General features: G+C 70.7%; 10 protein-coding genes and 7 pseudogenes. 7 read left to right on the top strand and 10 right to left on the bottom strand.

Going from position 1 to position 12,644, the window contains the following annotated elements:
* On the bottom strand, nucleotides 1-357 hold a 357-nt coding region (locus ABT114_RS49155), incomplete at its 3' end, for a hypothetical protein (protein ID WP_351153589.1).
* Nucleotides 358-613: 256 nt separating this feature from the next.
* Between ABT114_RS49155 and ABT114_RS49150 the strand changes: the two genes are divergently transcribed.
* On the top strand, nucleotides 614-1,957 hold the full coding sequence (locus tag ABT114_RS49150; RefSeq protein WP_351153587.1) for an endonuclease domain-containing protein: 1,344 nt from the start codon (nucleotides 614-616) through the stop codon (nucleotides 1,955-1,957).
* Here the strand turns inward: ABT114_RS49150 and ABT114_RS49145 are convergent.
* Both ABT114_RS49145 and ABT114_RS49140 read right to left on the bottom strand, forming a co-directional pair.
* A complete protein-coding gene (locus ABT114_RS49145; RefSeq protein WP_351153584.1) occupies nucleotides 1,917-2,501 on the bottom strand; it encodes a CBS domain-containing protein in 585 nt (194 codons plus the stop codon). The two genes, ABT114_RS49150 and ABT114_RS49145, sit on opposite strands and share 41 nt — an antisense overlap.
* Nucleotides 2,502-2,673: 172 nt before the next feature.
* A complete protein-coding gene (locus tag ABT114_RS49140) occupies nucleotides 2,674-4,392 on the bottom strand; it encodes a GAF domain-containing sensor histidine kinase (RefSeq protein ID WP_351153581.1) in 1,719 nt (572 codons plus the stop codon).
* Nucleotides 4,393-4,616: 224 nt separating this feature from the next.
* Here ABT114_RS49140 and ABT114_RS49135 point away from each other — a divergent pair.
* Nucleotides 4,617-5,177: pseudogene (locus ABT114_RS49135) on the top strand (PEP/pyruvate-binding domain-containing protein); the annotation flags it as partial.
* A 151-nt stretch (nucleotides 5,178-5,328) separates the two neighbouring features.
* Here ABT114_RS49135 and ABT114_RS49130 read toward each other — a convergent pair.
* On the bottom strand, nucleotides 5,329-6,273 hold the full coding sequence (locus tag ABT114_RS49130; protein ID WP_351153578.1) for a zinc ribbon domain-containing protein: 945 nt from the start codon (nucleotides 6,271-6,273) through the stop codon (nucleotides 5,329-5,331).
* A gap of 154 nt (nucleotides 6,274-6,427) precedes the next feature.
* On the opposite strand from ABT114_RS49130, the gene ABT114_RS49125 reads away from it, so the two are divergent.
* Nucleotides 6,428-6,886, top strand: a complete 459-nt coding sequence (locus ABT114_RS49125; RefSeq protein ID WP_351153575.1) for a Crp/Fnr family transcriptional regulator — start codon at nucleotides 6,428-6,430, stop codon at nucleotides 6,884-6,886.
* Nucleotides 6,887-6,983: 97 nt separating this feature from the next.
* On the opposite strand, the pseudogene ABT114_RS49120 reads toward ABT114_RS49125, so the two are convergent.
* Nucleotides 6,984-7,199 (bottom strand): annotated as a pseudogene (locus ABT114_RS49120) (CBS domain-containing protein); the annotation flags it as partial.
* Nucleotides 7,200-7,315: 116 nt separating this feature from the next.
* On the opposite strand from ABT114_RS49120, the gene ABT114_RS49115 reads away from it, so the two are divergent.
* Entirely contained in the window at nucleotides 7,316-8,236 is a 921-nt protein-coding gene (locus tag ABT114_RS49115; RefSeq protein ID WP_351153573.1) for a pyridoxamine 5'-phosphate oxidase family protein, read from the top strand.
* Nucleotides 8,237-8,987: 751 nt separating this feature from the next.
* Nucleotides 8,988-9,245 carry a DUF1876 domain-containing protein gene (locus ABT114_RS49110; RefSeq protein WP_351153570.1) on the top strand — a complete coding sequence of 86 codons (258 nt, stop codon included), beginning with the start codon at nucleotides 8,988-8,990 and terminating at the stop codon, nucleotides 9,243-9,245.
* A 39-nt stretch (nucleotides 9,246-9,284) separates the two neighbouring features.
* Here the strand turns inward: ABT114_RS49110 and ABT114_RS49105 are convergent, their stop codons facing one another.
* The 5 genes and pseudogenes from ABT114_RS49105 to narJ form a co-directional block, all read right to left on the bottom strand.
* On the bottom strand, nucleotides 9,285-9,557 hold the full coding sequence (locus ABT114_RS49105) for an SHOCT domain-containing protein (RefSeq protein WP_351153567.1): 273 nt from the start codon (nucleotides 9,555-9,557) through the stop codon (nucleotides 9,285-9,287).
* Nucleotides 9,558-9,613: 56 nt separating this feature from the next.
* Entirely contained in the window at nucleotides 9,614-10,120 is a 507-nt protein-coding gene (locus ABT114_RS49100; RefSeq protein WP_351153564.1) for a universal stress protein, read from the bottom strand.
* Nucleotides 10,121-10,317: 197 nt separating this feature from the next.
* Nucleotides 10,318-10,443: pseudogene (locus tag ABT114_RS49095) on the bottom strand (universal stress protein); the annotation flags it as partial.
* Nucleotides 10,442-10,789: pseudogene (locus tag ABT114_RS49090) on the bottom strand (respiratory nitrate reductase subunit gamma); the annotation flags it as partial. The pseudogenes ABT114_RS49090 and ABT114_RS49095, both read right to left, overlap by 2 nt.
* A pseudogene (narJ, locus tag ABT114_RS49085) lies at nucleotides 10,786-11,411 on the bottom strand (nitrate reductase molybdenum cofactor assembly chaperone). The pseudogenes ABT114_RS49090 and narJ, both read right to left, overlap by 4 nt.
* A gap of 194 nt (nucleotides 11,412-11,605) precedes the next feature.
* Between narJ and ABT114_RS49080 the strand changes: the two are divergent.
* Both ABT114_RS49080 and ABT114_RS49075 read left to right on the top strand, forming a co-directional pair.
* Nucleotides 11,606-11,920 (top strand): annotated as a pseudogene (locus ABT114_RS49080) (transposase); the annotation flags it as partial.
* 183 nt (nucleotides 11,921-12,103) lie between these two features.
* Nucleotides 12,104-12,436 (top strand): annotated as a pseudogene (locus ABT114_RS49075) (IS110 family transposase); the annotation flags it as partial.
* Between the last annotated feature and the right edge of the window lie 208 nt (nucleotides 12,437-12,644).

Below are 12,644 nucleotides of genomic sequence, written 5' to 3'. Positions count from 1 at the left end.
CTTCGGGCGGATCCGCCCGAAGCGACGACTGGGCCACAGGTACCGCCCGCCGTACGGTGGTCGTATGGGCAGGGACGGGGTACCCCGGTTGCGTCTGGTCGTCGTCGCGGTCGACGGGGGCGGGCCGCGGTTGTGCCGGGGGTGCGGTGGGCCGTTGATGCCGTTGGCCAAGTCGACGGCGGTGTTCTGTGAGGCGGCCTGCCGTTCGAGGCACTGGCGGCGGATGCGTCGGGCGAGGGCTCGGACCGAGGCGGTGACGGCCGGCGTGACGGCCTCGTGTCCGCAGTGCGCAACGGTGTGGACGGTCGGGGTCGACCGCCTGGTCTCGACGGTCTGCTGCTCTCCCGCCTGCCGCAAACGGTCATGGCACGCGCGGCCGATTTCAGCAGTGCTTTGACCTCCGCGACGACTCTGTTGCTCAATTCGTCTGGGCTCGGGGACCGCTGATGCTCGAGGGTGACTTGCCCGGTTCTTGACGTTGTGATGGTGAGGCTGCGGGCACGGGAGGCGCTGACGAACCAGATGCTCAGGAACAAGGAGTTGCGGGCAGCGGCCCGGCTGACCGAGGAGCTTGGAGACCCGTTGCCGCGGTGCAGGCCGTTAGCCTGTCGGTATGTCAGAGCGTGTCATGCCCGGTCGCACGGACGGCCTGATCACCCTGGGTGCCGCGGACGCTCTGTGGGTCGATTTGACGGCCGACAGTGCTGTGCCGACGGCTTCTGGGGCATTCACCTGCTCTCCTTCCCATGCCCAGGTGGGGTACGTCCTGCTCGGCGGCCATGTGGTGGCGACTGTGAGGGCGAGCGGCGGTCAGTGGAGTGTTCCGGAGGTTGAGGTGCGCCGGGCGGCCGCGGAACTGAACGCGGTGGGAATGGATCGGCAGGACCTGGTCCGCATCGGTCCGTTTCGTGGGGCGCCGAGGCAGGAGTGCAACGAGGAAACGCCGCTGCGTTGGCGCCAGCGCATCACGCGGGAACTGCAGGAGCTGGGCGGCCCCGCGCGGGCAGCACGACGTGAAGTCGGCCGGCCGTACCATCTGGCGGGGATCGACTGGCGACAGATGCTCGTGGAGCAGACCCGCGACGGGACGCAGCGGACGTGGTGGCTGCCGCGCGCTGTGGTCAGACTGCTGGATGCGGCCGAGCACACCGAAACGCAGTGGGTGCAAACCGCGCGGACCCGCCAGGCAGGCGCAGCCGTCACCGAGCCGCCCTCCCACCCCCGGCAGGCCCGAGACGCCGGCGGTCGGCAGACGACAAGCCCCGAGAGCCCCACCGCCTCACTGCGCCCGTACAACGCAGAGCTGGAAGGCCAGCTGTACTCGGTGCTCAGCAGGAAGCCCAGTACCTCCCGCAGGGTGGCTGGGTGGGCGTGCGCCGTCTGCCGCACCGCGCCCGCCACAGTCCTCGACCACTGCCACGAACACGGCTACGTCCGCGCCCCCCTTTGCCAGTCCTGCAACACACTAGAACGCCCCGACCACCTGTACAGCAACGACATCCGCGTGGCGAACCGCTACACACGCCTCTTCCACACCGACACCAACGACTGGCTCCGCCACTGGCACCGCTGCCCCGGCTGCCGCGCACGCACCACCCTGCCCCTGCCGCACCTCGCCGCATGGACCGCCCACATAGCCTGCCGATCGCTGCGCCCGACCCACCGCGCACCCCGCGGGCGCACACCCTGCGGTGTCCTGCGCGTGTCCTGGACGGGCAGTCACAAGGCGCCCCGTTCCTGCCTGCTCACGGTCGCCGTCGACTTCTGCCCCTCCGGCGAACACCGTGTCCTGGCGCGAGTCCCCTACCGCGAAGCCGCCGAGCGGTTTCGCATCTGGCTGGCCGAGACGGCCCCTGCCGTGGCCGCCGCGGCCGGTCCTGACCGCTTGGACGGCCTCCCTGCCCAGTTCCGGCCAGTCATCGCGGACACCAGCGGCGAGGGCCTAGCACTGTTCTGAGCGAGCACCGGGAGACCTGACGCCCCAACGTCACCTCGCAGCCGTTGGCCTGGCTTCGTTCATCGTTTCCACCTACAAAGCCATGCACGCCAACCGGTTCGGCGGAGTCGGCGAAAAGGTGCGGGACGATCTCGCGCCGGATCTCCTCGGCGTCCCGCAGGAACACCTTCAGCAAGTCGGCGCGGCTCACCACGCCCTTCAGCAGGCCGTCCGCGTCGACCACCGGAAGCCGCTTGACCCCGTGCCGTGCCATCGTGCGGGCGGCCTCGGGCAGCGTGGCTTCGAGGCGGACGGTGACGGCCGGAGCGGTCATCAGCTCCTCGGCGGTCAGCGCCGCGGCCTTGACGCGGGCGGGCTCACGCCGGCGATTCCGGGCATCGCCGTGGGCCTCCTCCTTGCGCAGCAGGTTGGCCTCCGAGACAACGCCGGCGACGCGCCCGTCCTCATCCAGGACAGGAGCCGCGCTCACCTGCCACTGCTGCAGGGCCTTCACGATGTCACTGAAGGCCGCGCCGGGGCGCAGGGCGAGGACGGTGTGGGTCATCAACGTCGCTCACGACGTGTGGAGTGCCCGTCATGGCGACCTCCAGGGTTCGACTGCCGTAGTCCGACACCCTCAGACTCGGTCACCCATCCGCGGAGGGCATGGGCCTAACGGTCCCCTTCCCGGTCCCGGTCGTCCCCGGCCGGGAAGGGGAGGCAGGCCCGCGCGGCTGCTACGGCTTCGCCACCGGCACCCGCCACACCAGCGTCGTACCGCCTCCGTCTGGGCAGTCCCACTCCAGTAGGCCGCCGAGTTCCTCCGCCCGCTCCGCCATGTTGCGCAGACCGCTCCGGCGGCCTTCGGGCGGGATGCCGACGCCGTCGTCCCTGACCGTCAGCACCAGTTCGCGCCCGTCGGTCGTCAGAACGACCTCGGCGCGGTCGGCGCGGGCGTGCCGGGCGACGTTGGTCAGGGCCTCGGAAAGAACGGCGACGGCGTGATCGGCGATCTCCTTGGGTACGTCGGTGTCGATCAGCCCTTCCATGCGCACGCTCGGCGCGAATCCGAGCGTCGGGGCCGCCTCGCCGGCCACCCGCACGGCACGGCCCCGAAGCCCGGTGCCGGAGGTCCCCTCGCGGGCCCGCAGCCCGAAGATGGTCGACCTGATGATCTTGATGGTCTCGTCCAGGTCGTCCACGGCCCGCAACACCCGCTCGGACGCTTCGGTGTGCTCGATGAAGCGTCCGGCACTCTGCAGGGTCATCCCGGTGGCGAACAGCCGCTGGATCGCCAGGTCGTGCAGATCCCGCGCGATCCGGTCGCGGTCCTGCAGCACCGCGATCTCCTCGGCGTCCCGCCGCCGCTCCGCCAGCTCCATCGCGATGGCCGCCTGGGCCGCGAAGGCCTGGAGCGGCTCGGTCTCCTTGCCGGTGTACGGCGGCCGGCCCACCTCGCGCGCCAGCAGCACCACGCCGCGCGCACCGGCTTCACCCCGGCCGATGGGGATGGCCACGGCAGGGCCGAGCCCTCGAAAGCGCGGCGGCTCGGGCGAGACCCGTTCATCGTGGACGACATCCGCGCTGGTCACCGCGGCACCTCGGGAGAACGCCAGTCCCATCAGGGTCTTGTCAAGAGGCAGCACCAGCCCCCGGTGCTCGTCCGCGTCCATGCCAACGGCGATCTCCACGGTGAGCGAGTCGGTGTCCGGCATCGGCGTCGCGACGGCGGCCAGCGCCGAGCCGGTGATCTCCCTGGCCTGCTCGGCGATCAGCCCAAGGGCTTCGGCGATCTCACTGCCGGACATCAGGCTGTGGGTGATCTCCGTGCTCGCCCGCAGCCAGCGCTCGCGCAGCCGGGACTCCTCGTAAAGCCGGGCGTTGTCGATCGCCACGCCTGCCGCCACCGCCAGCGTCGACGTCACCGACACGTCGTCCTCGTCGAACTGCGCCCCGCCCCGCTTCTCGGTCAGGTACAGATTGCCGAAGACCTGGTCGCGTACCCGGATCGGGACGCCCAGGAAGGTGTTCATGGACGGGTGGTTCGGCGGGAAGCCGTACGAAACGGGGTGTTCTGAGATCTTCGCCAGGCGCAGTGGCTCCGGGTGACGGATCAGCTCTCCCAGGATGCCGTGTCCCTCCGGGTACGGCCCGATCGCGGCGATCTGCTCCTCGCTCACTCCGACCGTGTGGAACGCCGACAGCCGCCTGCCGTCCGGCCCGATCACGCCCAGGGCGGCGTACTCGGCGTCGACCAGCACGGCCGCCGCTTCCACGATGCTGTGCAGGGCCTGCTCCAGGTCCAGCTCCCGGCCGACCGAGAGGACCGCCTCCAGGAGGCTGTGCACCCGGTCGCGGGTGCCGCGCGCTGCGTCCAGCCGCGCCTGCAGCTCTTCGAGCAGCTCGTCAAGCCTGAGCTGCGGCAGCCGTATGCGGGCAGCCTCGGGGCTCTCCACCGTGCTCCTCCCGATCCCGTCGACTCGTACACCGGCAGGTCCGGTCAGTGCCACCGTAATGGGCGGCGACTGGGGTGGACACCTGGATCGGGTCAAGTCGTCAGCGTCCCCCAATAGGGCCGATAGGCCCTGCCGAAGGGACGCGCAGCACCTGCCTCCGCGATGCCTCGCCGTTCGACGCTGGGACCGCACCGACACCGCAGTGCGACGGAGGAGACCGCGTCATGGTCCATTACGTGTACGACTTCGCGGAGGGCGGCCGCGAGATGGCCGGCCTGCTCGGCGGCAAGGGCGCGAACCTCGCCGAGATGACCCGGCTGGGGCTGCCGGTCCCGCCCGGGTTCATCGTGTCCACCGAGGCATGCCGGGCCTTCCTTGCCACCGGCGACGAGCCGGAGGGCATGTCCGAGGAGGTCTCCCGCCATCTGTCCGCGCTGGGGACCGTGGCCGGACGCCGACTGGGACACCCGGACGACCCCCTGCTCCTGTCGGTCCGCTCCGGGGCCCGGTTCTCCATGCCCGGGATGATGGAGACGGTCCTCGACATCGGCCTCAACGACGACTCCGTCCTGGGGCTGGCCAAGGCATCCGGCAGTGACCGCTTCGCCTGGGACTCCTACCGCCGGCTGGTCCAGATGTTCGGCAGCACGGTGATGGGCGTAGACCCAGCCTTGTTCGAGGAGGCCATCAGGCTCCTCAAGGAGACCCGCGGCGCCCCGGACGACGTCCATCTGGACGCGAGCGACCCGGCCGGGCTGGTGGAGTCGTACAAGAGCGTCTCTAGAACTCTGTGTGTGCCTGTGGTGTGCGGGCTTTTCGGGCGCGGCGTGGCCGTGTGCGGTTGCTGTCCGGTGGTCCGATCCTCGGGGTGAGGGGGTGGGCCGGGGTGGCGTGCAGGTGGTGGAAGCCGGTCCGCTCGGCGGCGCGGGTGCGTCGTCAACAGGTTCTGCGTGAGAGCCGCCTGCGTCCGGCCGGAGGAAGGTCTTCCGCCGGCCGGACATGGGCGGGTACTCCATGACCTGGCACCGGCCCGAAGGGAGCTGGTGCCTGGGTGTCATGCCGCGCCGGACGCTGGACCACCCCGGTGGGGGTGGTGGCGGGGACGGGGACCGTACGCACATCGGGCATACGGCGGAAAGTCTTGTGGCCCGGGACCTGCCCCTGGGCGGCGCGCCGGGAGCCTCGGTGCCGGGGGCCGGTGGGTCTGCTGGGGGTGGGACGCCCCTTGCCCGGGCTGGTCTTCGGCCCGTTGGGGCGGGGCGGTGCCTGCTCCGCCTGACGTTGGCGGCGCAGGCGGCGGGTGGTCTTCTTCGGGCGGCGCACCAGGGTCACGGTGCCGTCCACGGTGGTGCGGATGGCGCGGGTGTGGGTGGCGCGGTCGGTGCTGGTGTGGGCTTGGGCGAGCAGGCCGCGGGAGACGATCCGGCGGGCGGCAGCATGATCGCGGTCCATCGACAGCCCGCACCCGGTGCAGTGCGCCCACTTCCAGCCGCGTTCATCCAGCCGGTCGGGGGCGGGATGGTGGGTGAGCTTGCCGAGGCAGCCGGGGCACAGCCGGGAGGTGCCTCGGGCCGGGACGGTGACCACCGCGATACCCGCCCGCGCACCCAGATGCCCGATCGCCTCGGCCACCATGCCGCGCACCTGCCCCGACAGGCGGGCATTACCGCGCCGGTGGCCACGCGCCTCCAGGGTGGCCAGGTCTTCCAGGTAGAGGACGCTCGCGCCGAGCGCTGCCGCCTGGTCGACGGCCCAGCGGGCCGCCGCCCACGCCACCGCATGGTTCAGATGCCGGATTCGGGCACACACCCGCCCGTGCTCGACCTCGTGCCGGGACGGGTCGCCGACCGCGATGACCGCGATGCGCGTGGGGACGCTCATGGTGTCTTTCCCTCCAGGCGGGTGCCTCCAGCGCGCGGGTCGGCGATTCCGGCTCGCATGGGCCGAAGGGCCCTGATCGGATCCGAGCGGCCCGTGGTGACGGGGCGGGCACGCGCTCACGCTGGAAGCAGAGACCATGAAGGGAGCCTGTGTGATGACTTCCGCCACCACCATGACCACGGCCTTGCCTGCCGAGCACCGCGAACGGCTGATGCGCCTTGCACGCGAGGTCTCCTTCGATGCCGGCACTCGCCTGTTCGAGGAGGGCCGGCGCGCCGACCGCTTCTGGATCGTGCGAACCGGCACCGTCGCCCTCGACCTGCACGTGCCCGGCCGCCGTCCCGCCGTCATCGAGTCCCTTGGCCACGGCGAACTGGTCGGCTGGTCCTGGCACTTCCCGCCGCACCTCTGGCACCTGGGCGCCGAGGCGATGAGCTCGGTGCGGGCCTGGGAGTTCGACGCCGAGACGGTCCGGGCGATGTGCGCGGCGGACGCCGAGTTCGGCCGGGCGATCGCGGTCTGGGTCGGGCGCGTGGTCGCCCAGCGGCTGCACGCCTCCCGCATCCGGCTGCTCGACCTCTACGCCCCCTACGGCAGCGGCGGCCTGACCTGACCCGTCGGCCCCGTGAGGAGGAGAGCATGCAGAGCAGCCCGCACCGGGTGGGCGACGTGATGACGCGTGCCGTCGTCGCAGTGAGCCGCAAGGCACGCATGGGGGTCCTGCCCGCCGGATCGGCCCGATCCGCGCTCTTGCGCAGCAGGTCGCCCTCGGACACCACCCCCATGGGGCGGTCCAGATCGTCCACCACGGGCACAGCAGTGACGTCGTTCTTCGCCAGGAGCCTGACGAGCTCCTTGAACGGCGTGTCGCGCCGAGCCCGGACGACGTCCCGGGTCATGAGCTCCTCGACCGTTCGGTGGTGCATGGTGCCTCCCGGATGCGGACCGCCCACCTCGCGGACGCGGGGCTCTCGCCCCATGCGGCGGTCTGTCCCGCGTGGCAGGTTGGATACAGCACCACTCTGAGAAGAGGGCGACGATCATGCGAGCTCACCTCGGCGACCAACTCGTCATCGAAAGTCCGACGACCGGCGCCGCCAGGCGCGACGGCGAGATCGTCGGCCTCCATCACGAGGACGGAACGCCGCCCTACGACGTGCGCTGGTCGGACACCGACGAGGTGACGCTCGTGTTCCCCGGGCCCGACGCACACATCCACCACCTGGAACACGGACAGGCCGAGGCCACGAGCGACTCACATGAGGACACGGGTGAGGCGGCGGCCGCGTCTACGGCTGCCCCACCGAGCGGGGCAACCAACCCCGGCGACATCGGCCGACGCGTGGCCGCCGAGCGCCGGAGACACGGGATCAGCCGGGAGGAAGCAGCCCACCGCGCCCGGATGTCGCCCGACTACCTCACCTACCTCGAGGAACGACCCGCGGATCCGACCCTGGCGGCTCTCATCAGGCTGGCCGACGCACTGGGCACCACGGTCGCCGCTCTGCGCGGCGGCGGCGTCGATCTCCCACCCGGCCAGGGATATGCATTGCTCCACCCTCAGCTACGGGACCTCAGCCCGGAGGAGTGCCGCACCCTCCTCTCCACACACGGCGTGGGGCGCGTCGCAGTGTCAGCGTCCGACGGCCACCCAGCGGTCGTCCCGGTCAACTACGAGGTCATCGATGACGCCATCGTCTTTCGGACCGCGCCGGGCTCCGTGACCGCAGCGGCTGCGGACAAGGAGGTCGCCTTCGAGGTCGACCACGTGGACGATGCTCTGAGCCAGGGCTGGAGCGTGCTCGCTGTCGGCCCTGCGAGCGTCGTGACGGATCCCGACACCGTGCGCAGGCTCACCCAACACGCCCACACCACGCCATGGGCGGGCGGGAAGCGCGAGATGTGGGTCGCGATCCGGCCCACAAGCCTCACGGGTCGTCGGATCACTCCGGCCGATCAATAGGCCCGGGGCTACTCCGGGCGCGCGGGCCGTGGCGTCCGGGTGCGTCACGTCCTCGTCGGGCGGGACCCCGTCATACCGCGGTGCGACGAGCCGCCAGGTCCACCTGGCCTGCTCGGCGGCGTACTCCGGACGGGACCTGCGTGGGGCCTCGGCGATCCGGACCAGCTCGGCCACGTGCCTCCTGCTCGCTCTGTCGGCGACGAAGTCCGGGGTGGCACCCTCGCTGCGTGCGTACTCGCGCAGGGCGTCGGCCAACGATGAGGGAAATGGGTCCGCGAGGAACGGCCCGCGTACCGTGTGGGCGTCGCCGCAGGGCACCGAACAGGCGCTGGTCGTCGGAGGTGGGGTGGTGGTACGCGCCCCACGTCACCTGGGCGAGGAACGCGGGAGATACTCGACGACCGGGGTCAAGCCACGGTGGCGCATGGCGAGCCGGATGTTGAAAAGGGCGGCCTCACAGCTGATGACCGTTTCCCTGCCCGAAGGGTCTGTGAGGAGCAGTCTCCGGGCGGCGTCCGCGTGCACCTCGATGCCCCTGTCCCGGCCCTCGGGCGACGAAGATCCAGGGCTGCGTGTTCTACGGAAACGGAGCGGTGACGGCGGCGCGGACCAGGTAGGCGGACGCATGGCAGAGGTCTGCGCGGACGACGGACATGACGGGTGCCACCCCTTCTCCAGTTTGGCTCTGGACTGGTTCGAGGGAGGGGCGCAGCCTGATGAGTGGGGGAACCCGTGCGCGGAGGTGATCACCGTGGAAGCCAAGCAGTGGACCGTGCAGATCTACATCACCGAGGACGGCGACGATACGCACGCGCGTGCCGTGCTGACCACCCGGGACACGTCGACCGTCACCGGCAGGGGTGAGGCGCGGCGCAATCCGATCGACCGGCCGATTCCCGAAATTGGTGACGAACTCGCCACCAGCCGCGCCCTGGAGGACCTCGCCATCCGGCTGCACGACGTCGCCGCCGATGACATCGTCCAACTGGCCGGTCCGATCCAGGCCTGACGGCACCCACTCTCCGCAGAGCTCAGGCTTACGTGAAGATCAGGGCGAGTACTCGGTCCGGTCGGGGCTGTCCGACCGCAGGACGGCCAGTCGGTGCCAGTACTCGTCCTCGTCGACCTCCGCGCGCGAACCGCTCGGCCGGCAGCGTTCCGGTGTGGTTCGAGAAGCACGCGTGTGCGTATCCGTGCTGCTGCGGTTCAGGGCCCGCAAGAGCAGGACGCCGACGGCGATCAGGAGTGCCCACAAGAAGACCGTGCTCAGCGACATGGCGAGCCAGCCCCAGTCGTTCATATGGTCCGAGTTCCAGTACACGGCGTCAGTCCCTTCCCAGGTGGGCGGCGCGGGTCGCCGGACGCAGCCCGCCACCGTCAGTCGTGCGGGACCAGCACGACCGGCCGGTTCACGTGATGAATCAGTGCATGGGCCACCGGACTGGTGTGCGAGACGACCGCAGTACGCCGCCTCCGGCGGCCGACCACCAGCAGTCCGGCCCCGCTCGCGGCGCGTACGAGGACGTGGGCCGCACGGCCCTCGTGGAGGTTCTCGCGGACGACCACGTCGGGGTACTTCGCACGCCATGGTTCGAGCAGCTCCGTGAGTTCGTGCTCTGCCTCCTCCCTGATCCGCGTGTGCTCCTCGACGCCAGGGACGCCCCGGCGGAGCGGCACGTGCCAGGCGTGCACGGCGCGCAGCGGCGCCTGCCGAAGTTCGGCGGCGCGGAACACGAAGTCCAGGACCTCGTCGCAGGGTCCGCCGACGTCCACGGCGACCGCGACCGCGACCGCGACGTCACGGTAGGGCGTACGGGCCGAAGCCGTCCCCGAGTCGCCGGGGAGGTGTTCCTCCGCCGCCGTCTCGCCCGCCCGAACAAGCACGACCGGCCGGTCGACATGGCCACGGTGGCCATGGCGAGCGACCCTGACATGGACCCGCCGACGCCGCTCATCCCCTGACTCCCGATGACCAGCAGCTCCGACCGTCACCTCTTTTGTCCGTCCGTTCCTTTGCCCGTCCCTGCTGTTGCCGGTTCTTCGACGAGAGGCCCGGCAACAGCACGCCGAGGCTCCTGGACATGGGGCACGACGGCCACGGGGCAGCCGACGTGGTGGATCGCGGCGTGGGTGACGGGTCCGGTGCGGGGGCCTTCCGGCCGTTCAGCGAGGCGGTGCCCGACGACGAGAAGGCTCGCTCCGGTCGAGACGTCGGGCGCAGAGCATGCCGAGTCCGGTGACTATGGCCAGGCCCGCGACCGAGCCTACCCACACGGCGGTGGTGTGGTCGGCGTGTTCGCTGATTCCAGCAGCCTCCGTCCAGGAGGCGGGTACGGCGAGTCCGACCACGTGTCCGGCGATCACCAAGAAGGCACCGAGGTGGAAGAGCGGGCTGCTCCAGCGCAGCCAGCGGTACTCAAGGAGCTGGCTTGTGTGGGAGGTCCAGCCGAACTGGTCGTGCCGGTAGCGCCAGACGTGCCCGACGGCGAACACGGCCAGACAGGCGTAGGGGAAGACGACCCAGAGGAAGAGATCAGCTCTGGAGGTGTTCATCTGTGCTTCTCCATGGTTGGTGGGACCGCCTCGGGCGGGGTGAGGGAACCTGGCGGGGCGAACAGCCCGCCCGCGTACGGGTCGAGGCCGACGTCCTCGGCAGGCGGGCCCTGCGCGGCCAGCTCGGCCACGGCCGCGCGGTCGGCCGCGGGAGCATGCTGAGCAGCGCGGCAAGAACGTGCCGGTAGGGCGAGTCGGCGTCCGTCAGCGCCCGGTGGATCAGCTGGAGCCCGCGCCGGTGCCGACGCAGGGGCGCCTCGCCCGCCCCGGTACCGGCCAGGGCGGCGAACTCCAGGACGACCGGCAGGTGGTCGGACAGTTCGCCGTCCGTGAACTCCCATCCGCCCGCCCGATAGGTCTGGGCCAGGGTGTGCAGGGCCATGCCCCGGCGGCGGGTGTCGCCGTGCAGGTAGTAGGTCAGGTAGAGGCTGCTTCTGCGCCGTAGGTCGAATGTCGCGACGTAGTTGCGTTCGAGTGTGTGGGGGTCCTGTGCGGTGAACCACGCGGTGAACGTGGCGAGTTCGGTGGCGGCGGGCGACGCCGGCAGTACCGCGACGGCCTAGGCCACGGCGGAGCGGGAGGCGGTCAGTTCGGCGTCGGGGTACTGGAGCAACAGAGACATCAGCCGCAGCAGCCGTGCGCGCCGTTCGGCCTGCACCGGGTCGGCCGTGCGACGCCGGCGAGCGGTGGCCGCGCGGATGCGGGTGCGAACGATGGCCGGGACGGTGGCGGGCAGCGGGACCTCCGGTGGACCAGCGGCGCAGCGTAGGCATGCCGAGTTGCACACGGCGGTCGGACGGACTCGACAGGTCTCGGTTCCCCAGCGCAGACCGGCTCGCCTCGTTCTCAGGCGTCGCGCCTGTCCCCCGCGATTCCGGCAACGTGAACGGCAACCTGCACCGCCCCCGCCGCTACCACCGCGGCCTCCAACGCGTCTTCTACCGCTCCGCGATGATCAGCATCCGCGCCTGCCCGGAGTCCCGAGCCTTCTACGACCGCAAGCGGGCCGCGAAGAAGACACACAAGCACGCCGTCCTCGCGCTCGCCTGGCGTCGCGTCAACATCCTGTTCACCATGATCCGTGACCGAAAGATCTACCAATCAGCATCCAGCGTCACAACTGCGGCTTGACAACAACATGAGGAGGTGTCACCGGGCCCGAGGGATGCCATTGGAGACCCTGATGAGAGGTCCAACTACCGCCTGGCCGGGCGCAATGCCCGGCACCTCGTGGGCGGCAGGTCTGCATAACGTGGATGCGCGCGTAGGCGCCAACTCCCTGGCCACCACCGCCCCGAAGCAGTTGGGAGCACGATGTTCGACACCAGCGACGTGGGCGTCTTCCTCGGCCTGGACGTCGGCAAGACCGCCCACCACGGTCACGGCCTCACCCCGGCCGGCAAGAAAGTCTTCGACAAACCGCTGCCCAACAGCGAGCCGAAGCTGCGGGCCGTCTTCGACAAGCTGGCCGCGAAGTTCGGCACCGTCCTGGTCATCGTGGACCAGCCCGCCTCCATCGGCGCCCTGCCGCTGACCGTCGCCCGCGACGCAGGCTGCAAGGTGGCCTACCTGCCGGGACTTGCCATGCGGCGGATCGCCGACTTGTATCCCGGCAAGGCCGAGACCGACGCGAAGGACGCGGCCGTGGCCCTTTTCGGCGTGAACGAGGCGGGCGACCCTGTCCGCCCCGACCGGCAAGTTCGCCGAACGGGCCCGCGCCCACCACGAACTCGTCCACGAACTCCTCGCCCAGGGCATGAGTGAGGGGCCACGAAGTTTCCGGACAGGGACCCAATAGGGTTGTCCTGAAGAGGAAACGAGGAAGAAGTGGCGCCACCCAGTAAGTACTCGCCGG

Origin of the sequence: Streptomyces sp. NPDC002088 (assembly GCF_040296605.1) — a bacterium.
In the GTDB taxonomy this organism is placed as follows: Bacteria; Actinomycetota; Actinomycetes; order Streptomycetales; family Streptomycetaceae; genus Streptomyces.
Note: the sequence above shows the minus strand (reverse complement) of the source record. Positions and strands in the feature narration are given on the sequence as shown.